The organism is Streptomyces sp. NPDC046887, assembly GCF_040644755.1.
GTDB lineage: Bacteria > Actinomycetota > Actinomycetes > Streptomycetales > Streptomycetaceae > Streptomyces > Streptomyces lichenis.
Map to the genome: position 1 here is coordinate 1 of NZ_JBEYXH010000062.1, position 21,504 is coordinate 21,504.

14 protein-coding genes and 1 pseudogene are annotated in these 21,504 nt (G+C 71.8%); 7 read left to right on the forward strand and 8 right to left on the reverse strand.

The genetic code is table 11. The features are described from left to right. Positions 1–693: 693 nt before the first annotated feature. The 3 genes from ABZ945_RS32155 (at position 694) to ABZ945_RS32165 (ending at position 6,914) form a co-directional block, all read left to right on the forward strand. A complete protein-coding gene (locus tag ABZ945_RS32155; RefSeq protein ID WP_361276876.1) occupies positions 694–2,214 on the forward strand; it encodes an amino acid permease in 1,521 nt (506 codons plus the stop codon). Between the two features lie 572 nt (positions 2,215–2,786). Continuing rightward, positions 2,787–3,761: a LacI family DNA-binding transcriptional regulator gene (locus ABZ945_RS32160; RefSeq protein WP_361276878.1), complete on the forward strand. Its 975-nt coding sequence runs from the start codon at positions 2,787–2,789 to the stop codon at positions 3,759–3,761. A 69-nt stretch (positions 3,762–3,830) separates the two neighbouring features. Next, positions 3,831–6,914, forward strand: coding sequence for a glycoside hydrolase family 3 N-terminal domain-containing protein (locus ABZ945_RS32165; protein WP_361276880.1), 3,084 nt, complete (start codon positions 3,831–3,833; stop codon positions 6,912–6,914). Between the two features lie 507 nt (positions 6,915–7,421). On the opposite strand, the gene ABZ945_RS32170 is transcribed toward ABZ945_RS32165, so the two are convergent. Next, positions 7,422–7,814: an NTP pyrophosphohydrolase gene (locus ABZ945_RS32170; protein WP_361276882.1), complete on the reverse strand. Its 393-nt coding sequence runs from the start codon at positions 7,812–7,814 to the stop codon at positions 7,422–7,424. A gap of 184 nt (positions 7,815–7,998) precedes the next feature. Between ABZ945_RS32170 and recQ the strand changes: the two genes are divergently transcribed. Further along, entirely contained in the window at positions 7,999–9,924 is a 1,926-nt protein-coding gene (gene recQ / locus ABZ945_RS32175) for a DNA helicase RecQ (protein WP_361276900.1), read from the forward strand. A gap of 143 nt (positions 9,925–10,067) precedes the next feature. On the opposite strand, the gene ABZ945_RS32180 is transcribed toward recQ, so the two are convergent. From ABZ945_RS32180 to ABZ945_RS32195, 4 genes are all read right to left on the reverse strand, one after another. Next, positions 10,068–12,197 carry a 3-hydroxyacyl-CoA dehydrogenase NAD-binding domain-containing protein gene (locus ABZ945_RS32180; RefSeq protein WP_361276884.1) on the reverse strand — a complete coding sequence of 710 codons (2,130 nt, stop codon included), beginning with the start codon at positions 12,195–12,197 and terminating at the stop codon, positions 10,068–10,070. After that, a complete protein-coding gene (locus ABZ945_RS32185; protein ID WP_361276886.1) occupies positions 12,194–13,438 on the reverse strand; it encodes an acetyl-CoA C-acyltransferase in 1,245 nt (414 codons plus the stop codon). The genes ABZ945_RS32180 and ABZ945_RS32185 overlap by 4 nt, the downstream gene beginning before the upstream one ends. Before the next feature lie 223 nt (positions 13,439–13,661). Next, positions 13,662–14,960 (reverse strand): ribonuclease D, encoded by a 1,299-nt coding sequence (locus ABZ945_RS32190; RefSeq protein ID WP_361276888.1) that lies wholly within the window; start codon positions 14,958–14,960, stop codon positions 13,662–13,664. Between the two features lie 79 nt (positions 14,961–15,039). After that, positions 15,040–15,702: a response regulator transcription factor gene (locus ABZ945_RS32195; protein WP_248636902.1), complete on the reverse strand. Its 663-nt coding sequence runs from the start codon at positions 15,700–15,702 to the stop codon at positions 15,040–15,042. A gap of 1,098 nt (positions 15,703–16,800) precedes the next feature. On the opposite strand from ABZ945_RS32195, the gene ABZ945_RS32200 reads away from it, so the two are divergent. Together ABZ945_RS32200 and ABZ945_RS32205 are read left to right on the forward strand one after the other, a co-directional pair. After that, positions 16,801–17,670 carry an IS5 family transposase gene (locus ABZ945_RS32200; RefSeq protein ID WP_361276890.1) on the forward strand — a complete coding sequence of 290 codons (870 nt, stop codon included), beginning with the start codon at positions 16,801–16,803 and terminating at the stop codon, positions 17,668–17,670. Between the two features lie 28 nt (positions 17,671–17,698). Further along, positions 17,699–18,070: a hypothetical protein gene (locus ABZ945_RS32205; protein WP_361276892.1), complete on the forward strand. Its 372-nt coding sequence runs from the start codon at positions 17,699–17,701 to the stop codon at positions 18,068–18,070. A gap of 8 nt (positions 18,071–18,078) precedes the next feature. Here the strand turns inward: ABZ945_RS32205 and ABZ945_RS32210 are convergent, their stop codons facing one another. After that, positions 18,079–18,771: a DUF3000 domain-containing protein gene (locus ABZ945_RS32210; RefSeq protein WP_361276894.1), complete on the reverse strand. Its 693-nt coding sequence runs from the start codon at positions 18,769–18,771 to the stop codon at positions 18,079–18,081. Positions 18,772–18,862: 91 nt separating this feature from the next. On the opposite strand from ABZ945_RS32210, the gene hemE reads away from it, so the two are divergent. Then, positions 18,863–19,969: a uroporphyrinogen decarboxylase gene (hemE, locus tag ABZ945_RS32215; RefSeq protein ID WP_361276896.1), complete on the forward strand. Its 1,107-nt coding sequence runs from the start codon at positions 18,863–18,865 to the stop codon at positions 19,967–19,969. Between the two features lie 59 nt (positions 19,970–20,028). On the opposite strand, the gene ABZ945_RS32220 is transcribed toward hemE, so the two are convergent. After that, positions 20,029–20,319 (reverse strand): hypothetical protein, encoded by a 291-nt coding sequence (locus ABZ945_RS32220; protein ID WP_361276898.1) that lies wholly within the window; start codon positions 20,317–20,319, stop codon positions 20,029–20,031. Between the two features lie 20 nt (positions 20,320–20,339). Continuing rightward, positions 20,340–21,504: pseudogene (locus ABZ945_RS32225) on the reverse strand (hypothetical protein); the annotation flags it as partial.

Below are 21,504 nucleotides of genomic sequence, written 5' to 3' on the forward strand. Positions count from 1 at the left end.
CACCTGGCGGACCTTGTCCAGGTCCTCGCCGGGGTGGACGGTGACGTCGACGGTGGCGGTGGACCAGCCCTGGCTGAGGTTGCCTATCCGCTTGAGCGGCGCCTCACTCGTCACCCCGGGTCAGCCCATGCCAAGGTTTCCCGCGCCTCACCACCGTTTCCCGGGCTCAGCGCCCGGTTTCCCATACCGGGCAACCGGGCAACCGGGCCCGGCCCCCCGAGCCACGCCACACCTCCCGACGTCCCGCACCCCGCTCCCGTTTCCCCCTCCGCGCCGGGCCGCGCCCCGTTTCCCCCAGTCCGTTTCCCGTCCCCCCCCCGTCTCGTTTCCCGCACCACCCGCACCCCGGCCACCTGGCGTCCGGCGCCACCCGCACCCCGCGCTCCGAGCCCCCTGCCCCAGTCTCCGGCGCCCCGCGCCCTTCGGCGTTCCGCGCCACCCGCCTCCCCGCCCCTCCGGGCGCCCCGCCTCATCCGTATCCCCGCCATCCGCACTCCGCCACCCGCACCCCGCGCCACCCCCGCCCCTCCGGGCGCCCCGCGCCCCCACGCCCCCTCGCCCCGTTGACCCGCCCGGAGTACCGTGAGGGACCTCGATCGGTCCTTTCGTGTGAAGAACCGCCCGCCGGGGAGGCGCCGTCTTGCGCTGCTCCCAATCATGGGCGGAATAGCCGATGGCGACGGAGGTACGCCGGTGAGTACGGGGCAGCAATCACGAGGCACCGGAGTTTTCCGGACCAAGAGCATCGAGCAATCCATCCGGGACACCGAGGAACCGGAGCACGCGCTCCGGAAGTCCCTGTCCGCCTGGGACCTCACGGTCTTCGGCGTCGGCGTGATCATCGGCACCGGCATCTTCGTGCTGACCGGCAAGGTCGCCAAGGAGAACGCCGGGCCGGCCACCGCCCTCGCCTTCGTCGCGGCCGGCATCGTCTGCGCGCTCGCCGCGCTCTGCTACGCCGAGTTCGCCTCCACCGTCCCGGTGGCCGGATCGGCGTACACCTTCTCCTACGCCTCCATCGGCGAACTCCCCGCCTGGATCATCGGTTGGGACCTCGTCCTGGAGTTCGCCCTCGGCACGGCGGTGGTGGCCGTCGGCTGGTCCGGCTATGTGCGCTCGCTGCTGGACAACATCGGCTGGAACCTTCCAGCGTGGATGCAAGGCCCGGACGCGGCCGGTGGCACCTTCGACCTCCTCGCCTTCCTGCTGGTCCTGGTGATCACCGGTGTCCTGGTCGTCGGGATGACCCTGTCCGCCCGAATCACCTCCGTGGTGGTGGCGATCAAGGTCACCGTCGTGATGATCGTGATCATCGCCGGGCTGTTCTTCATCGTCGGCTCCAACTACTCGCCGTTCATTCCCGAGGCCGTGACCCCGGAAGGCGGCAGCTCCGGCTGGGACACCCCGCTGGTCCAGACGATCTTCGGCTACGAGCCCACCAACTTCGGCATCATGGGCATCTTCACCGCCGCCTCGGTGGTCTTCTTCGCCTTCATCGGCTTCGACGTCGTCGCCACCGCCGCCGAGGAGACCAAGCTCCCGCAGCGCGACATGCCCCGCGGCATCCTCGGCTCGCTGCTCATCTGCACCGTGCTGTATGTGGCGGTCTCCCTGGTCGTCACCGGTATGCAGAACTACAAGGAGCTGTCCGTCAGCGCCCCGCTCGCCGACGCCTTCAAGGCCGCCGGCCATCCGGTGTACGCGGGCATCATCAGCTTCGGCGCCGCCGTCGGCCTCACCACGGTCTGCCTGATCCTCTTCCTCGGCCAGACCCGGGTCTTCTTCGCGATGAGCCGCGACGGGCTGCTGCCCCGGTTCTTCTCCAAGACCCACCCGAAGTTCAAGACCCCGTACCGCCCCACCATCCTGCTCGGCGTGATCATCGCCATCGTCGCCGGCTTCACCAGCATCAACGAGCTGGCCACCCTGGTGAACATCGGCACCCTCTTCGCCTTCGTGGTGGTCGCCCTCGGCGTCATCGTGCTCCGCCGGACCCGCCCCGACCTGCAGCGGGCCTTCCGCACCCCCTGGGTGCCCGTCCTCCCCATCCTCTCGGTCGCCGCCTCGCTCTGGCTGATGCTCAACCTGCCCAACGAGACCTGGTTCCGGTTCGCCGTGTGGATGGCCATCGGTGTGGTCGTCTACTTCCTCTACGGCCGCTCCCACAGCCGTCTCGGCCGCGGCGAGACGCTCTCCGCCGACCGTCACCCCTGAGCACCCATCCGCATCCGGCGGCCGGTGCCCCTCCACCCAGGGGCACCGGCCGCCGTCCGTCACGCGCGGACCGTTCAGACCAGCCGCCGCCTCTGATCGGCCGCCCCCGTACAGGACCAGATCTGCGCCCGGGTGCCGTTCGCCGACGACCGCGGTTCTGGTCCACCGCCGGCGACCACTTGGTCACCGACTTCGCCCGGTTGCGGACGAGCGACAGCCCGATCCCCTCGGTCGGCGAGAACAGCTTGCGCATCGTCTCGTCACGGGTGGCCTGGGAGAGCGCGCCGCTGCCCTTCAGCAGCCAGGCCGCGGTGTCGGTGAACGAGGCACCGCCACCGGCGAAGGTCTGGTAACGGGTGTTCTCGTCCACCGTGAACTGCCGCTCCCGGGCCCCGTCAACCCTCCCGCATTCATCTCCCGAACGCACAACCCGCCCCACCCACCCGGAACTTGGACGTCCACCGAATCCGGTGTGAAGTCTTGACGCCGCCCACCCCGCCCGATTGACTCACCGCACCCACCCCGGAACCGGTTCCGGTACCGGTCCCGCGCCCCGACCCGAAAGGGCCCCGATGCGTGTCACGATCGCCGACGTCGCACGTGCGGCCGGGGTCAGCAAGACGACCGTCTCCCGGGTGCTCAATACCAAGGCGGAGGTGGACGCCGCCACCGCCGCCCGTGTTCGCGCAGTGATCGACTCCCTCGGCTATGTCCCCAGCTCCGGTGCGGTCGGACTGGCCCGCGGCCGCAGTCGCACCGTCGCCATGCTCACGCCCCCGCTCACCTGGCCCTGGATGGGCGAGGTCCTCCAAGGCGCCGCCGACACCGTCGAAGCCGCCGGCTACGGACTGCTGCTGCACACCTGCAACCGGGGCACCGCCTCCATCGGCCACTTCACCAGCCAGGTCTCCGCCCGTGCCTTCGACGGGCTGCTGGTGGTCGAACCGGACAACACCCTGGACACCATCACCACCCTGCACCGCCGGGGCCTGCCCGTGGTCCTCATCGACGACCGAGGCCACCACCCGGACTTCCCGTCCGTAGCCACCACCAACCGCGAGGGCGGCGCCTCGGCCGCCCGCCACCTCGCCGCCGCCGGCCGCACCCGCCCCCTCATCCTGGCCGGCCCCACCGCCTTCGGCTGCGTCCGCGAACGCCTCGACGGCTTCCTCGGCGTCCTGCCCACCGACCTGATCACCGAGGGCGAACTGACCGAAGACTCCGGCCGCACCGCCACGGCACACGCCCTGGCGAAGAGCCGCCCCTTCGACTCCGTCTTCGCCCACAACGACCTGATCGCCATCGGTGCCCTCCGCGCCCTCCGCGCCGCCGGCCGCCGCGTCCCCGACGATGTCGCCGTCATCGGCTTCGACGACATCCCCGCCGCCCGGCACACCGAACCGCCCCTCACCACGGTCCGCCAGCCCATGCGCGCCATGGGGGAGCGGGCCGCCCGGCTGCTGCTCCAGCACCTCGCCGGCACCCCCGCGCCCACCGACCCGGTGATCCTCCCCACCGAACTGGTCGTCCGCGCCTCAGCCCCCTGACCCCGCACCCCCGCCGGACAGGCCCCAGCGGCAGTCCGCCCCCGTACGCCCATCCCCCAGGAGCCCTCGATGCCAGGACCCCGCAAGAGATCCCGTACGGCCACCATGGCGCTGATCGCCGCCACCGCCGTGCTGGGCTCACTGCTCACCGGAGCGCTGCCCAGCGCCGCCGCGCCCGCCGATGAGCCCCCGCCCGTCCCGGTGGACCGCTTCGAGGGCGAGGTACCCTTCGCCAACCCGCCCGCCAACGGCATCTTCACCTGGGGCAGCGACGCCGACGACCACCCCAAGCTACGGCTCACCGAACGCGCCGACGCCCCCGAAGGCGCCAAGGTCCTCGAAGGCGACTACGGCATCAGCGGCTGGGGCGGCCTCAGCCATGAGTTCGCCGTCGACAGCACTCCGCACGACTGGACCGCCGCCAAGGGCCTGCGCTTCTGGTGGTACGGCCAGAACAAGGCACCCCTGCCCCCCGGCTCCGGCAAGCGCGTCCACTTCGAGATCAAGGACGGCGGAGCCAACGGCGGCGCCTCCGAGCTCTGGACCACCTCCTTCACCGATGACTTCGAAGGCTGGCACCTGGTCGAGATCCCGTTCGCCGACTTCGTCTACCGCACCGACTACCAGCCCGTCGGCGGCATCGACCAGATCCTCGGCCTCAACGAGATGTGGGGCTGGGCCCTCACCCTGCCGCCCGGCGCGCCCGGCTCCTTCGCCATGGACGGCCTGGAGCTCTACGGCAAGGCGGACCCCGCCCTCACCGCCAAGGTCCTCACCGACGCGGCCGTCCACCCCGTGGACGAGGGCGGCACCGCCACCGTCGACATCTCCGTCGCCACCACCGGCTCCGCGCCCACCACCGAACCGGTGACCGTCGCCTACACCACCGGCAGCGGCAGCGCCGAACCCGGCAAGGATTACCGCCCGGTCTCCGGCACCCTCACCTTCCCCGCCGGCACCGCCTCCGGCACCACCCGCACCGTCACCGTCACCACCACCAAGGACCGCGCCGCCGAGGCCGCCGAAACGATCCCGCTCACCCTCACCGTCACCGGCGCCAAGCCCCCCACCGAGAACCCCCAGGTCGTGGTCAACGCCCACGACCTGTCCTACCTCAACCCCGGACTCTCGACCCGCGCCCGCGTCACCGACCTGCTCTCCCGCCTCACCCTCGCCGAGAAGGTCGGCCAGATGACCCAGGCCGAGCGCAACGCCCTGCGCTCCCAGGGCGACATCGCCGGCTACGACCTCGGCTCCCTGCTCTCCGGCGGCGGCTCGGTCCCCACCCCCAACACCCCGGCCGCCTGGGCCAGGATGGTCGACACCTACCAACTCCGCGCCCAGGCCACCCGCCACCAGATCCCGCTCCTCTACGGCGTGGACGCCGTGCACGGCCACAACAACGTGGTCGGCGCGACGATCATGCCGCACAACATCGGCATCGGCGCCTCCCGCGACCCCAGGACCGCCGAGCGCACCGGCGCGGTCACCGCCAAGGAGGTCCGCGCCACCGGCATCCCCTGGGACTTCGCGCCCTGCGTCTGCGTCACCCGCGACGAGCGCTGGGGCCGCTCCTACGAGGCCTTCGGCGAGGACCCGGCCCTGGTCACCGCCATGGAGACGGTCATCAACGGCATGCAGGGCCACCCCGACGGCCGCGACCTGGACCGCCGCGACAAGGTGCTGACCAGCGCCAAGCACTTCGTCGGCGACGGCGGCACCGAGTACGGCTCCTCCACCACCGGCTCGTACACCATCGACCAGGGCGTCACCAAGGTCACCCGCCAGGAGCTGGAGGCCGTCCACCTCGCCCCCTTCGCCGAGGCCGTCAAGCGCGGCACCGGAACGGTGATGCCGTCCTACTCCTCCCTCGACGTCCTCGGCGACGACCAGGGCCCGGTCAAGATGCACGCCAACGCCGAAATGATCAACAACGTCCTCAAGGACCGGATGGGCTTCGAGGGCTTCGTCATCAGCGACTGGCAGGCCATCGACCAGATCCCCGGCGACTACCCGAGCGACGTGCGCACCTCGATCAACGCCGGCCTCGACATGATCATGGTCCCCACCGACTACCCGACCTTCACCCGCACCCTCACCGCCGAAGTGACGGCCGGCCGCATCCCTCTCACCCGCATCGACGACGCCGTCTCCCGCATCCTCACCCAGAAGTTCCGGCTCGGCCTCTTCGAACAGCCCTACGCCGACACCACCCACCTCTCCGCGATCGGCTCACCCGCCCACCGCGCCGTAGCCCGTGAAGCCGCCGCCAAATCCCAAGTCCTCCTCAAGAACACCAACTCCCTCCTCCCCCTCAACCCCTCCCAAAAGGTCTACATAGCCGGCTCCAACGCCGACGACCTGGGCAACCAGGCCGGCGGCTGGACCATCAGCTGGCAGGGCGCCTCCGGCAAGACCACCACCGGCACCACCATCCTCCAGGCCATCCGCAAGGCGGCCCCCGCCGCCACGCTCACCTACTCCAAGGAGGCCACCGCCCCCACCACCGGCCATGACATCGGCGTGGTCGTCGTCGGCGAGACCCCCTACGCCGAGGGCATCGGCGACGTGGGCAACGGCCACGACCTCGCCCTCTCGCCCGCCGACCAGGCCGCCATCGACAAGGTCTGCGCCGCCATGAAGTGCGCCGTCCTGATCGTCTCCGGCCGCCCCCAGCTCATCGGCGACCGCCTCTCCGCGATCGACGCGCTGGTCGCCTCCTGGCTGCCCGGCACCGAGGGCGACGGCGTCGCCGACGTCCTCTACGGCAAGCGCCCCTTCACCGGCCAACTCCCCGTCACCTGGCCCAAGTCCGAGACCCAGCTCCCCATCAACGTCGGCGACAAGACCTACGACCCCCAGTATCCCTACGGCTGGGGCCTGACCACCCTCTCCCGGCCCCCCGCCGGCGGCGAACTCACCCTCAAAGCCCTCGCCCTGGCCGCCCAAGCCCTCCAGGCAGCAGGCCGGGGCTCATCCCCCGAAGCCCGCGAAATCGTCACCAAGGCCCGCCAACTCGTCCAGCACCGCATCGGCCAGCACCTCACCCCCCAGGTCTCCGCCCCCTTCGCCGAGGCCGACCACCTCCTCCTCACCGGCAACCCCGCCGCCGCGATAGCCAAACTCACCACCGCGTACCACTCCGCGGCATAGAGCGTCCGGGTCTCCGTCCGCGGGCCGGGCTCCCCGCCCGATAGGGCCGTATCCGGTCGTACGGGCCCCGAGGGCCGTATCACCTGCCGGGCATTGGCGTCCGACCGATGCGAGCCCTCGGCCCGGGAAGGGTGCCTGCGGCCCGCCGGACGGGGCCCTGCAAGAGGTGGTCCGGGCCTTCGGCCCGGGGGAGGGGCATCAGCCACGGCGATGGGGTCAGTGCGCCGCCGGTCGGGTGGGGGTACGCAGGGTCGCGCGCGCAGCCGCCGAGCGTAATGTGGCGGTCGCTTGACCGTCGAACGGCAAGCGCGAGCGGCGAGCACGTGAGCCCGGAGTGCCCACGCCCCCACCCACCCTCCGCGGACCCGACCACCGGAGGTGCCCCCGGCCACCGCACCGCAACCGACACAGACCCACCCGCGTCAGCGAGGCCACCGGCCAGCGGGCAGGCCCGAACACCGGCGGCGCGAGCCGCCCACCGCGGCGCAAGCCGCCCCCACCACAACGTCACCGCACAGCCCGCGGCCCCACACACTCCGCCCCATGCGCCTCCACCCGCCGCCGCAGCTCCCGGTCCGCGGTCACCACCACACACCGACGCCCAGCCGCCCCGGCGGCCCTCGCGGCCCCCGCCAGCTCCACGATCAGGTCGTCCCCGCTCCCCGGCGCCGCCTCCACCCGTACCCCCGGCACGCCCGCCACGTCCCGGGCCCGGCCCTCGACCACGAGGATCACCTCCAGGGGCGGCTCCAGCCCCACCGCACCGCTCTCGGCGAGGGGGACCAGCCGGTCGCGGAGCCGTTCCGCGGCGCCGTGCCGGTCCCGCCACCAGCCGTCCGGGACCGAGCCCACCACATTCGCCCCGTCCACGATCAGTACCGCCCGCATGTCCTCCGTCATGGGACCAGGGTGCCAGCTCCCCGGTGGCCGGTTTTGGTCCGTACGGGTGGTCCGTCCGTAGACTCGTCCAATGACCACAGCGGGCCAGCACCACGGACCGGCCGACAACCACCCCCCGGCCGACATCCCGGACGACAGCTACGACGCGTACGACGAGCCGCCCTACGACCCGGCGTACGACGACATGCCGCCGCCCGAGGAGTACGGCCCCCTCGACGAGCACCCGGGCGACCACCCCGGCGACCACCCGCACCGCGGCGACGAGCCCGGCCGGGTCCGGGACGCCACCGGGGAGAAGCCGCTGGACGTGCTCGCCCGGGTCTTCGGCTACGACGCCTTCCGCGGGGAGCAGCAGGAGATCATCGAGCATGTGGTGTCCGGCGGCGACGCGCTCGTCCTGATGCCGACCGGCGGCGGCAAGTCGCTCTGCTACCAGATCCCCGCCCTGGTCCGCCGCGGCACCGGCGTGGTCATCTCCCCGCTGATCGCCCTGATGCAGGACCAGGTGGACGCCCTGCGCGCGCTCGGGGTGCGCGCGAACTTCCTCAACTCCACCCAGGACCTGGACGAGCGCCGCCTGGTGGAGGCCGAGTTCGCCTCCGGCGAGCTGGACCTGCTCTATCTGGCGCCCGAGCGGCTGCGCGTACCGGCGACGCTCGATCTGCTGAACCGCGGCACCATCTCCCTCTTCGCCATCGACGAGGCGCACTGCGTGGCGCAGTGGGGCCACGACTTCCGGCCCGACTACCTCCAGCTCTCCCAGCTGCACGAGCGCTGGCCGGACGTGCCCCGGATCGCGCTGACCGCGACCGCCACCCCCGCCACCCACCAGGAGATCGCCTCCCGGCTGAAGCTGGACGAGGCCCGGCACTTCGTGGCCAGTTTCGACCGGCCGAACATCCAGTACCGCATCGCCCCGAAGAACGAGCCCAAGAAGCAGCTGCTCGACCTGCTGCGGAACGAGCACGCCGGGGACGCCGGGATCGTCTACTGCCTGTCCCGCGCCTCGGTGGAGAAGACCGCGCAGTTCCTGGTGGACAGCGGCATCGACGCCGTCCCGTACCACGCCGGACTGGACGCCCGGGTCCGCGCCGCCAACCAGTCCCGCTTCCTGCGCGAGGACGGCCTGGTGGTGGTCGCCACCATCGCCTTCGGCATGGGCATCGACAAGCCGGACGTCCGCTTCGTCGCCCACCTGGACCTGCCCAAGTCCGTCGAGGGCTACTACCAGGAGACCGGTCGCGCGGGCCGCGACGGACTGCCGTCCACCGCCTGGCTGGCGTACGGCCTCCAGGACGTCGTCCAGCAGCGGAAGATGATCGACGGCAGCGAGGGCGACGCCGAGCACCGCCGCCGCCTCACCGCCCACCTCGACGCCATGCTGGCGCTCTGCGAGACCGTGGAGTGCCGCCGGGTGCGGCTGCTGGCCTACTTCGGCCAGGATTCCGGCCCCTGCGGCAACTGCGACAGCTGCCTGACCCCGGCGAAGTCGTGGGACGGCACCATCGCCGCGCAGAAGCTGCTGTCCACCATCGTCCGGCTGAAGCGCGAGCGGAACCAGAAGTTCGGCGCCGGTCAGATCGTCGACATCCTGCTGGGCAAGAAGACCGCCAAGGTCATCCAGTTCGACCACGACGCGCTCTCCGTCTTCGGCATCGGCACCGAGCTGCGCGAGGCCCAGTGGCGCGGGGTGGTGCGCCAGCTGCTCGCCCAGGGCCTGCTGGCCGTGGAGGGCGACTACGGCACCCTGGTGCTCACCGAGGCCTCCAAGGAGGTGCTCGGCGGCGGCCGCGAGGTGCCGCTGCGCAGCGAGCCGGAGCGCCCGGCGAAGGCGGCCACGAGGTCGGGTGGCGGTTCCCGCAAGTCGGCCCCCGCCGCCGACCTGCCGCCCGAGGCCGCGCCCCTCTTCGAGCGGCTGCGCGCCTGGCGCGGGGCCACCGCCAAGGAGCAGGGCGTCCCGGCGTATGTGATCTTCCACGACGCCACGCTCCGGGAGATCGCCACCACCCGGCCCGGTTCACTGGCCGAACTCGGCGGCGTCGGCGGAGTCGGCGAGAACAAGCTCGCCAAATACGGCCAGGCCATCCTGGACACCCTCGCCGAAGCCTGAGCCCCCCGGCCACCCCGGCCCCCCGGGCCGTGCCCCCCCCGGGGGGCACCGGCCCCCCGGGGCCAAACGCCGCGGGCCGTACAGGAGACCGACCTCTCCCGTACGGCCCGCGGCCGTTCCCAGTCCCCCCCAGGGGGGAGCCGCTACGCCGGGACGCTCGCGACGCCCGCCGCCAGGAAGGGCTTGCCGTTCACCCGCTGGGAGACGCCCTCACGGTCCAGGTACGGCGTGATGCCGCCCAGGTGGAAGGGCCAGCCCGCGCCGGTGATCAGGCACAGGTCGATGTCCTGCGCCTCGGCGACCACGCCCTCGTCCAGCATCAGGCCGATCTCCTGCGCGACCGCGTCCAGCACGCGGGCCCGCACCTGCTCCTCGGTCAGGACGCGCTCGCCCTGCTTGAGCAGCGCGGCGACCTCCGGGTCCAGCTCCGGCTTGCCGGAGTCGTAGACGTAGAAGCCCCGCTTGCCGGCCTCCACGACCGCCTTGAGGTTCGGCGAGACGGTGAAGCGCTCCGGGAAGGACCGGTTCAGCGTCTCCGAGACATGCAGACCGATGGCCGGGCCGACCAGCTCCAGCAGCACCAGCGGCGACATCGGCAGACCCAGCGGCTCCACGGCCTTCTCGGCGGTGGCGACCGGGGTGCCCTCGTCGATCACGTTCTGGATCTCGCCCATGAAGCGGGTGAGGATGCGGTTGACCACGAACGCCGGGGCGTCCTTGACCAGCACCGCGGTCTTCTTCAGCTTCTTCGCCACACCGAACGCGGTGGCCAGCGCCGCGTCGTCGGTCTGCTCGCCGCGGACGATCTCCAGCAGCGGGAGGATGGCGACCGGGTTGAAGAAGTGGAAGCCCACGACCCGCTCCGGGTTCCGCAGCTTCGCCGCCATCTCCGACACCGAGAGCGAGGAGGTGTTGGTGGCGAGGATCGCGTGCGCCGGGGCGACCGCCTCGACCTCGGCGAACACCTTCTGCTTGACGCTCATCTCCTCGAACACGGCCTCGATGATGAAGTCCGCGTCCGCGAAGCCCTCGGCCTTGTCCAGTACACCGGAGACCAGGCCCTTGAGCCGGTTCGCCTTGTCCTGGTTGATCCGGCCCTTGCCGAGCAGCTTCTCGATCTCGGCGTGGACATAGCCCACGCCCTTGTCGACGCGCTCCTGGTCGATGTCGGTCAGCACGACCGGCACCTCCAGGCGGCGCAGGAAGAGCAGCGCAAGCTGGGAGGCCATCAGACCGGCACCGACGACACCGACCTTGGTGACCGGGCGGGCCAGCGACTTGTCCGGGGCACCGGCCGGGCGCTTGCCGCGCTTCTGGACCAGGTTGAAGGCGTAGATGCCGCTGCGCAGCTCGCCGCCCATGATCAGGTCCGCCAGCGCGGTGTCCTCGGCGTCGAAGCCCTTCTGGAGGTCCCCGTCCTTGGCCGCCTCGATGATCTCCAGCGCCCGGTACGCGGCCGGGGCGGCGCCGTGCACCTTGGAGTCGGCGATGAACCGGCCCCGGGCCACCGCCTGGTCCCAGCCCTCACCGCGGTCGATCTCGGCGCGCTCGACGGCGATCTCGCCCTTGAGTACGGCGGCGGTCCAGTGCAGCGACTGCTCCAGGAAGTCCGCGCCCTCGAAGATCGCGTCGGCGATGCCCAGCTCGTGCACCTGGGCGCCCTTGAGCTGCTTGTTCTGGTTGAGCGAGTTCTCGATGATCACCGAGACCGCGCGGTCGGCGCCGATCAGGTTCGGCAGCAGCGCGCAGCCGCCCCAGCCCGGTACCAGACCGAGGAAGACCTCGGGCAGCGAGAACGCCGGAACCGACTTCGACACGGTGCGGTAGGTGCAGTGCAGACCGACCTCGACACCGCCGCCCATCGCCGCGCCGTTGTAGTACGCGAAGGTCGGCACCGCGAGCGCGGCCAGCCGCTTGAAGACCTCGTGGCCGCCCTTGCCGATGGCGAGCGCGTCCTCGTGGCGCTTCAGCAGCTCCACGCCCTTGAGGTCGGCGCCGACGGCGAAGATGAACGGCTTGCCGGTGATCCCGACGCCGACGATCTCACCCGCCCCCGCCTCCTTCTCGACCACGTCGATGGCGGCGTTGAGGTTCGCCAGCGACTGGGGGCCGAAGGTGGTCGGCTTGGTGTGGTCGTGCCCGTTGTCCAGCGTGATCAGCGCGAAACGGCCGGCCCCGGCGGGCAGGTCGAAGTGGCGTACGTGGGCGGTGGTGACGACCTCGTCCGGGAACAGCTCGGCCGCACCCTTCAGAAGCTCTGCGGTGCTGCTCATGCCTTCTCCCCCTCGAAGTGCGGGTTCTCCCAGATCACGGTCGCGCCCATGCCGAAGCCGACGCACATGGTGGTGATGCCGTAGCGGACCTGCGGCTGCTCCTCGAACTGGCGGGCCAGCTGGGTCATCAGCCGGACACCGGAGGAGGCCAGCGGGTGGCCGAAGGCGATGGCACCGCCGTACTGGTTGACCCGGGCGTCGTCGTCGGCGATGCCGTAGTGGTCCAGGAAGGCGAGCACCTGCACGGCGAACGCCTCGTTGATCTCGAAGAGCCCGATGTCACCGATGGTCAGACCCGCCTTGGCGAGCGCCTTCTCGGTGGCCGGGATCGGGCCGTAGCCCATGACCTCCGGCTCCACACCGGCGTACGCGAAGGAGACCAGCCGCATCTTCACCGGCAGGCCGTGCTCGCGGGCGAAGTCCTCGGAGGCCACCAGCGAGGCGGTGGCGCCGTCGTTCAGACCGGCCGCGTTGCCCGCGGTGACATTGCCGTGCACCCGGAACGGCGTCTTCAGCCCGGCCAGGTTCTCCAGCGTGGTGCCCGGGCGCATCGGCTCGTCCGCCGTCACCAGACCCCAGCCGGTCTCACCCGCCGAGCCCGCGGCGGAGCCGCTGTCCGGCGCTGCGGTCCGGCGCACCGAGATCGGCACCAGGTCGGCCTGGATCTTGCCGTTGGCGTACGCCTTGGCCGCCTTCTCCTGGCTGCGCACCGCGTACTCGTCGGCCCGCTGCTTGGTGATGTGCGGGTAGCGGTCGTGCAGGTTCTCCGCGGTCATGCCCATGAACAGGGCGGACTCGTCCACCAGCTTCTCGCTGACGAACCGCGGGTTGGGGTCGACGCCCTCACCCATCGGGTGGCGCCCCATGTGCTCGACACCGCCCGCGATCACCGCGTCGTACGCGCCGAAGGCGATGGAGCCGGCCGTCGCGGTCACCGCGGTCATCGCACCGGCGCACATCCGGTCGATGGAGTACCCCGGCACCGACTGCGGCAGCCCCGCCAGGATGCCCGCGGTCCGGCCGATGGTCAGGCCCTGGTCGCCGATCTGCGTGGTCGCCGCGATGGCCACCTCGTCGATCAATGCCGGGTCCAGGTCCGGGTTGCGGCGCAGCAGCTCCCGGATCGCCTTCACGACGAGGTCGTCGGCACGGGTCTCGTGGTAGACGCCCTTCGGGCCCGCCTTGCCGAACGGGGTGCGGACGCCGTCGACGAAGACGACGTCCCTGACGGTACGAGGCACGATGGCTCTCCTCCAGGGTGCGGGGTGGCACTGCTGCGGCGCACACGGCTAAGCGCGCGCTCGCCCCCATGCTACTTACGGGTAACCAGACTGCACAGTCCCCCCGCCGACAGCGGCGAACGTCACACCCCGTCACGGCTCCGAGCCCGCCCCCGCACACGCCGGCGCCCCCTCCCGAAGGAGAGGGCGCCACCGTCCGACCTCTGCTCGTATCCCCGCTCTCTCAGCCCTTCTCCACCGCCGACAACGCGCCGACCAGCACCGGAGTCACCTGCTCCACCTGCCAGGGCCGCGCCCCGTACCCGGCCAGCGCCGCCGAGACCGCCTCCGCGGTCGGCTCGGCCGGCGGCTCCCAGCAGACCCGGCGCACCGTGTCCGGGGTGATCAGGTTCTCGGGCGGCAGGTTCAGCGCCTCCGCCAGCGCGGTCACCGCCGCCCGCGCCGCGGTCAGCCGGGCCGCGGCCACCGGGTCCTTGTCCGCCCACGCCCGCGGCGGCGGGGGCCCGGTCACCTGCTGCCCCGGCTGCGGCAACCGGTCCTCGGGCAGCGCCCGGGCCCGGTCCACCGCCGCCTGCCACTGCTCCAGCTGGCGCCGCCCCTGCCGCTGCCCGAACCCGTTCAGCGCCGACAGCGCCTGCACGTTCGCCGGCAGCGCCAGCGCCGCCTCCACGATCGCCGCGTCCCCCAGCACCTTGCCCGGCGACACGTCCCGCCGCTGGGCGATCTTGTCCCGCAGCGTCCACAGCTCGCGCACCACCGCCATCTGGCGCCGGCGCCGCACCTTGTGCATCCCCGACGTCCGCCGCCAGGGGTCCTTGCGCGGCGGCGCGGGCGGCGCGGCGGCGATCGCGGCGAACTCCTGGTGCGCCCACTCCAGCTTGCCCTGCCCCCGCAGCTCCTCCTCCAGGGAGTCGCGCAGATCCCGCAGCAGCTCCACGTCGAGCGCGGCGTACCGCAGCCACGGCTCGGGCAGCGGGCGGGTGGACCAGTCCACCGCCGAGTGCCCCTTCTCCAGCGCGTAGCCGAGCACCGTCTCCACCATCGCGCCCAGCCCGACCCGCGGGAAACCGGCCAGCCGCCCGGCCAGCTCGGTGTCGAACAGCGTGTCCGGCACCATGCCTATGTCCCGCAGGCACGGCAGGTCCTGGGTGGCCGCGTGCAGGATCCACTCCGCCCCGCCCAGCGCCTCACCCAGCCCCGACAGGTCCGGGCAGCCGACGGGGTCGATCAACGCGGTTCCGGCGCCCTCGCGCCGCAGCTGCACCAGATACGCCCGCTGCCCGTAGCGGTATCCGGACGCCCGCTCGGCGTCCACCGCCACCGGTCCCGTCCCCGCCGCGAAGGCGGCGACCACCTCCGCCAGGGCATGCTCGTCGGCCACCACCGGCGGGATCCCCTCGCGGGGCTCCAGCAGGGGAATGGGCGCCCCATCGACCGCGACGCCGGTCGCGGCGTCGTCCGGAGGGCCGCCCCCGGTGGTGCGCAGTACGGTCTCGGCTGCGGTCTCTCGGGCGTCCGTCACCTGTCAACAATATCCGTGAACGGCGGACGCCCGTCGACGGAACGTTCCGTCGACGGGCGTCCGAGGGCGCCGGATCCGGTCAGTGGATGATCCCGGTACGCAGCGCCACCGCGACCATCCCGGCCCGGTCGCCCGTGCCGAGCTTGCGCGCGATTCTCGCCAGGTGGCTCTTCACGGTCAGCGCGGACAGGCCCATCGACACTCCGATGGCCTTGTTGGACTGCCCTTCGGCCACCAGGCGCAGCACCTCCACCTCGCGCCCGGACAGCTCCCGGTAGCCGCCCGGGTGGCTCGGGGCACCCGGGGGGCGGCGGTGCAGCCGCGCGGCCGCGGCACCGATCGGCGCGGCGCCGTGCCGCGTCGGGTGCCCGATGTTGGTACGGGTGCCGGTGACGACATAGCCCTTGACGCCACCCGCCAGGGCGTTGCGCACGGCGCCGATGTCGTCGGCGGCCGACAGCGCCAGCCCGTTGGGCCAGCCCGCGGCGCGGGTCTCGGACAGCAGGGTCAGCCCGGAGCCGTCGGGCAGGTGGACGTCCGCCACGCAGATGTCACGCGGGTTGCCGATGCGCGGGCGGGCCTCCGCGATCGACGACGCCTCGATGACATCACGGACGCCGAGCGCCCAGAGGTGGCGGGTGACGGTGGAACGGACACGGGGATCGGCCACGACGACCATGGCCGTGGGCTTGTTGGGCCGGTAGGCGACCAGGCTTGCGGGCTGCTCGAGGAGAACGGACACCAAGCCTCCAGGGGGAAGGTGCGGGACACCGGCTCGGGGAAAAGCCGGGCGAACCGTGCGGGATGGGTCACAGGACTCTTCGGCAGCCGGTGGCTCCGCCTTTAGGGGAAGATCACGATCTAGTGAGTAACAATTCGCCCGAGCCCTAGAGCGGGCGGCGGCCAGGACCCCGTGCGGGCCGCCGATGTCCGGGCCTGCCCGCTGACTGGTTGCTTCTACCCCAAGGACTCCGCCCAGGGGGTGCCCCCAGCGCGCGCGACCCTGCGTACCCCCACCCGACCGGCGGCCGACTGACCCCTCTCGCCGTGGTTGCGCACTACCCGGCCGATGGCCCGGACCACCTCCGACCGGGCCGCGCCCGGTCGTGAGCCCCCTTCCGGGCCATGGGCTCGCCCCGGTCGGACGCCACCGCCCGGCGGGTGATACGGCCCGCCGGGTCCCGACCCCGTACGGCCGCCCGGGGCGGTGTCCCGGTGTATGGGCCTGCGGGGCCGTTGGACCGCGCCGCCGCCAGGGGTTGCGTCCGGCGTAGGGGCCCTCCCGGGCCGGTGACCCGGGCCGCCTCATACGGACCGGCCCGACGACCCCTTAGGACGACTCACCCCGTCGCAGTGGCCGACGATCCCCGGGCCGTGAGCCCGCACCGGTCGGACGTCACGCCCGGCGGGTGGGACGGCCCCCGCCCGACCCGTACCGCCGGATACGGCCCTTTCGGGCCTGGGGCCCGTACCGCTGCCCGCTGTCCGGCTGTGTCCCGGCCCCTGGGCCGGGGTCGTGCCACCGGGGGTGCAGCCGCCCTCCGGACGTTGGGTGGGGTATGCAGGGTCGCGCGCGCAGCCGACGAGCGTAAGTCGAACGGTGCGTTTGACTTCTGACGGTGAGCGCGAGCGGCGAGCACGTGAGCCCGGAGTGCCCCGCCCCCCACCCACCGGGCGGGTGCACACCCACCGGGCGGATCCCCGGCCACCGGACCGCGACGCGAACAGACGCAGACGCGGCAGCGAGACCACCGGGCCGCAGCCGAAGACCCGGGCCAGCACTAGGTCGTGTTTCGAAAATCGGTTCTGTGCCTCGTCCCGCAATCGCGATGATCTCGGTGTGGGACGAGGGGATCTTTCTGACGGGCAGTGGGCTGTGCTGGAGCCGCTGTTGCCGGTCGCGGCGCTGGGGCGGCCGTCGTTAGGCCGGCGGAAGCTGATCGACGGGATCCGGTGGCGGGTGCGGACTGGTGCTCCGTGGCGGGATCTGCCGTCGGAGTACGGGCCGTGGCAGACGGTCTACGGACTCTTTCGCCGCTGGCAGCGCGATGACACCTGGTCCGGATTGTTGACCCGGCTGCAGGCTCGGGCGGATGCGGCAGGGCTGATCACGTGGGAGGTCAACGTCGACTCCACGATCTGCCGGGCCCATCGGCACGCCGCGGGTGCCCGCCGCGACGGCCAGGCCCAGAACGAACCGCCGGGCGGAACCTCTATCGAGCCCGACGACCATGGACTGGGCCGGTCCCGGGGAGGCTTCACCACCAAGATTCATCTGGTCTGCGAGCAGGGCCAGCGGCCGCTGTCTTTGCTGGTCACCGCGGGTCAGCGTGGTGACAGCCCGCAGTTCGTCGCCGTTCTGGAAGGCATCCGGGTGCCCCGCACCGGACCCGGTCGTCCCCGTGTCCGTCCCATCCGAGTGCGGGGCGACAAAGCGTACTCCTCACGCGTCAATCGGGCCTACCTGCGAAAGCGCGGCATCCGCTGCACGATCCCGGAGCCTGCCGACCAGGCCGCCCATCGCAAGCGGCGCGGGAAGGCCGGCGGGCGGCCTCCGGTCTTCGACCGCGAGGACTACAAGGCCAGGCACGCGGTCGAGTGCGGGATCAACCGGCTCAAGCGCAACCGCGCGGTCGCCACCCGGTTCGACAAGCTTGCCGTCCGCTTCGAAGCCACCGTCTTGATCGCCGCGATCGGCGAATGGCTGTGACCGGCCTGAGTTGTCGGTTCCTCATGCCATGCTGACCGCGACCCGGGTCGACGGCGAGGGGAAGGCAACGATGGGGGCTCAGTACTACGGCGCCGACAGCGAGAACGGCGACCGCATCGACGACCCCTCCGAGGATGCGCTGTTCATGCTGATCAGCGACCTCAACGACTCCGATAACACCTTCGTCGTCGTCCAGCCTGATGAGGACGACCCCGTCTGGTTCGCCTCCGTGGCCGTCCTGGACGAGGGCGGCTACGAGATCGTCCGCCGTGACACCACCCGCAACGAGCACGAGGTCACCACGGCGATCGGCATCAACGACATCGCCCGTGACCTCACCATCTGGATGGCCGCCCGAGACTTCCCCGGACGCCCAAAAAGCCAGGTCAGCGCGTTCTAAAACACTGCCTAGGCGCGGCGGGGGCCTCGGCGTTGGGGGAGGGAGACGACGCCGGCGGAGGGGGCGTCCGGGGTGGAGGGGACGGATGGGGGGAGCCCCGCGACCTGGCAGAGTAGGTCGCACCAGGCCGCCAGGTGCGCCGAGGTGTCCGGCACTCCGCCGGAGCCCTCGCGCGGGGTCCAGGAGGCGCGGATCTCGATCTGGGTGGCCGGGCGCCGGTCCGCGAGGCCGCCGAAGTAGTACGAGCCCGCCCGGGTCACCGTCCCGGACGCCTCGTCGTAGGGGAGGCCGCGGGCCTCCAGCGCGCCGGTCAGCCAGGTCCAGCAGACCTCCGGCAGCAGCGGGTCCGCCGCCATCTCCGGTTCCAGCTCGGCCCGGACCAGGGTCACCAGGCGGAAGGTGCCCTGCCAGGCCTCGTGCCCGTCCGGGTCGTGGAGCAGGACGAGCCGGCCGTCGGCCAGGTCCTCGTCGTCGGCGACCACGGCCGCCTCCAGGGCGTATGCGTAGGGCGCGAGCCGCTGCGGCGCGCGGGCGGTGTCGAGCTCGATCTCTGGCCGCATCCGCGCCGACGTCAGACCGTCCACCGCGCGCCGGAAGGCCGGCGGCACGGACGGTGCCTCCTGCCGCCCGGAATCGGCGGCTTCGCCGCCCCCCTCGGGGTGAGCGGAGTGTTCGGAGAACTGTCCATGCGCCGCAGCCATGCGGGGAAGGTTAGGCGGAAGGAGCCCCGCACGCGGGAGGGACACCCCGGGCCCCGCGAGCCGGTTGCCCACGCATGCGAAGATTCGGTGCGTGAGTGCCAACGGACGCCCCTCGGGCCAGCAGACCCCGCCCCAGCAAAATCCGCAGAACCCGCAGGACCCGCAGACGCGTGACTCCGCGTTTCTTCGGGCGTGCCGACGGGAGGCCGTGCCGCACACGCCGGTGTGGTTCATGCGCCAGGCGGGGCGTTCGCTGCCGGAGTACCTGAAGGTGCGCGAGGGCATCCCCATGCTGGAGTCCTGCATGCGGCCCGAGCTGGTCACCGAGATCACCCTGCAGCCGGTGCGCCGGCACAAGGTGGACGCGGCGATCTACTTCAGCGACATCGTGGTGCCGCTCAAGGCCATCGGCGTGGACCTGGATATCAAGCCGGGGGTCGGGCCGGTGGTGGCGGAGCCCATCCGCAGCCGGGCCGACCTGGAGCGGCTGCGGGAGCTGACGCCGGAGGACGTGCACTACGTCACCGAGGCGATCGGGATGCTCACCGGCGAGCTGGGCGCCACCCCGCTGATCGGCTTCGCCGGTGCCCCGTTCACCCTGGCCAGCTATCTGGTGGAGGGCGGGCCGTCGCGGAACCACGAGCACACCAAGGCCCTGATGTCCGGGGACCCGCAGCTCTGGGCGGATCTGCTGGACCGGCTCGCGGGGATCACCGCCGCCTTCCTGAAGGTGCAGATCGAGGCGGGCGCCTCGGCCGTGCAGCTCTTCGACTCCTGGGTCGGCGCGCTCTCCCCGGCGGACTACCGGCGCTCGGTGATGCCCGCCTCGGCGAAGGTGTTCGAGGCGGTGGCCGGGTACGGGGTGCCGCGCATCCACTTCGGTGTGGGCACCGGCGAACTGCTGGGGCTGATGGGCGAGGCCGGCGCGGACGTGGTCGGCGTGGACTGGCGGGTGCCGATGGACGAGGCGGCCCGCCGGGTCGGCCCCGGCAAGGCGCTCCAGGGCAACCTGGACCCGGCGGTGCTGTTCTCCACCCGGGAGGCGGTCGAGGCCAAGGCCGACGAGGTGCTGGCCGCCGCGTCCGGACTGGAGGGCCATGTGTTCAACCTGGGCCACGGGGTGCTCCCCACCACCGACCCGGACGCCCTGACCCGCCTCGTGGAGTACGTCCACGAGAAGACGGCCACCGACGGCTGACGAGAAGACGAGGAGGGGCCGGCGGCAGGAGCTGCCGGACCCTCCTCGCCGTTGGCGCCTCAGTCCCCGATGAACAACAGGTAGCCGGACTCGCGGATCGCCTGGTGGGCCTCCTCGATGACGCGTCCCACCACGGGGGTCCTCTCCTCGTCCGGAAGCCCTGCGAGCTCGATGGCGAGGCGCTCCGACTGCCGGGTGTTGAACATGGTCAGGCCGTACGGCGAAATGCCGCATCGCAGGCTGGTGACCGGCGCTCGCACGCACAGCGCGAGGAAGGTGTCCTCCGGGTCGTCCCCGAACTCCTCCACGGTGTCCTGCGCACGGTTCAGCCGCCGCATTCCCAGTCCCATGCCGGTTCTCCTCTCCTTCTTCAGCTCGTCGGAACGATGGGGTACATCGTGACCAGGTCGCCGTGGACGCTCACCACGATGGTGAGGCAGTGGGTGTCCTGCTCTCCCGTCTCCCTGGAGGACTTCCCGAACTTCTTCTTGGGGTCGAGGCAGACGCTCTTCTCACGGTAGGCGGTACCGCCGCTCGCCTGCTTCCACTCCCCCTGGTCGCTGATCGCTCCATAGAAGACGTCCCTCAGGTCCCCGAGAGTGAGACCGGAGTTGAACAGACCCTTCTTGTCGGTGACCATCGACCCGCCCGCGAAGTGGTAGTTCCGGAGGTTCCTGAGCGCGAGGGTGTCGAGGGCGACCTCGATGCCTCCCTTGGGGAGGCTCTGGCCGGGGGGAATGTACTCACAGTCGGCCCAGCCCTCGAACCCGTTCCACCCGTCGAACCCGTCCCCGCCGGAGGCGGGTGCGGCCATGAAGGCCACCCTCTGCGCGGACTTGGACTTGGACTTGGTCGGGCAGAGCACGGCCTGGGCCCGCTCGACGATCTTCTCGGCCTTTTCGACGAGCTTCCTCGCCTTGTCCGTCCTCTCCAGGAAGTCGTCGATGCCCTGGATGGCCTTCATGATCTTCGGCAGCTTGCTGCCGATCTTGACGAACTTGACCGGGCCGAGGTTTTGGACTATGGCCCAGAGGCAGATACCGATGTCCGGGTCGTCCAAGCACTCCTTGATGTCCTCGGCGAAGAGTTCCACCAGGAGCTCGCCACCGTTCTCCGTCAGGTAGTCGAGCAGGTTCTTCTCTTTGAGCGCCTTGGCCGCCTCGAACTCCGCGACACTGATACCGGCGGCTTCCAGTGCCTTGCGCTGTGCCTCCGAGAGGTCGCCGCCGGACGCGTTGCCCCCGCCCCTGGCGGCCTCCTCGCGCTCCTTGCGTTCCAGTTCGCGCCGGTACGCTTCGGCCCGCTTGGCGGCCTCGTCGGCTTCCTTGGCATAGGTGCCGGCGTTCTTGGCGGCCGTCTCGGCGGAGGCGGCATGCTTCTCGGCGGACTCGGCGAACGCCTTCGCGTCGGCGGCGTCCTGCTCCGCCTGGGCCGCGGCGCCCTGGGCGACGCTCGCCTCCTGCTCGGCCAGACTCGCGGCGCTGCCGGCGGCCGCGGCCTGGTTCTCGGCGTCGGCGGCGGCGCCCCGGGCGCGG

What these genes read in the sequence shown, in the direction of transcription:
- ABZ945_RS32160 (WP_361276878.1), top strand. Translation starts at nt 2,787, where the DNA reads ATGCGTGTCACGATCGCCGACGTCGCACGTGCGGCCGGGGTCAGCAAG.
- ABZ945_RS32165 (WP_361276880.1), top strand. Translation starts at nt 3,831, where the DNA reads ATGCCAGGACCCCGCAAGAGATCCCGTACGGCCACCATGGCGCTGATC.
- ABZ945_RS32170 (WP_361276882.1), bottom strand. Translation starts at nt 7,814, where the DNA reads ATGACGGAGGACATGCGGGCGGTACTGATCGTGGACGGGGCGAATGTG.
- recQ (WP_361276900.1), top strand. Translation starts at nt 7,999, where the DNA reads ATGCCGCCGCCCGAGGAGTACGGCCCCCTCGACGAGCACCCGGGCGAC.
- ABZ945_RS32180 (WP_361276884.1), bottom strand. Translation starts at nt 12,197, where the DNA reads ATGAGCAGCACCGCAGAGCTTCTGAAGGGTGCGGCCGAGCTGTTCCCG.
- ABZ945_RS32205 (WP_361276892.1), top strand. Translation starts at nt 17,699, where the DNA reads ATGCTGACCGCGACCCGGGTCGACGGCGAGGGGAAGGCAACGATGGGG.
- ABZ945_RS32210 (WP_361276894.1), bottom strand. Translation starts at nt 18,771, where the DNA reads ATGGCTGCGGCGCATGGACAGTTCTCCGAACACTCCGCTCACCCCGAG.
- ABZ945_RS32220 (WP_361276898.1), bottom strand. Translation starts at nt 20,319, where the DNA reads ATGGGACTGGGAATGCGGCGGCTGAACCGTGCGCAGGACACCGTGGAG.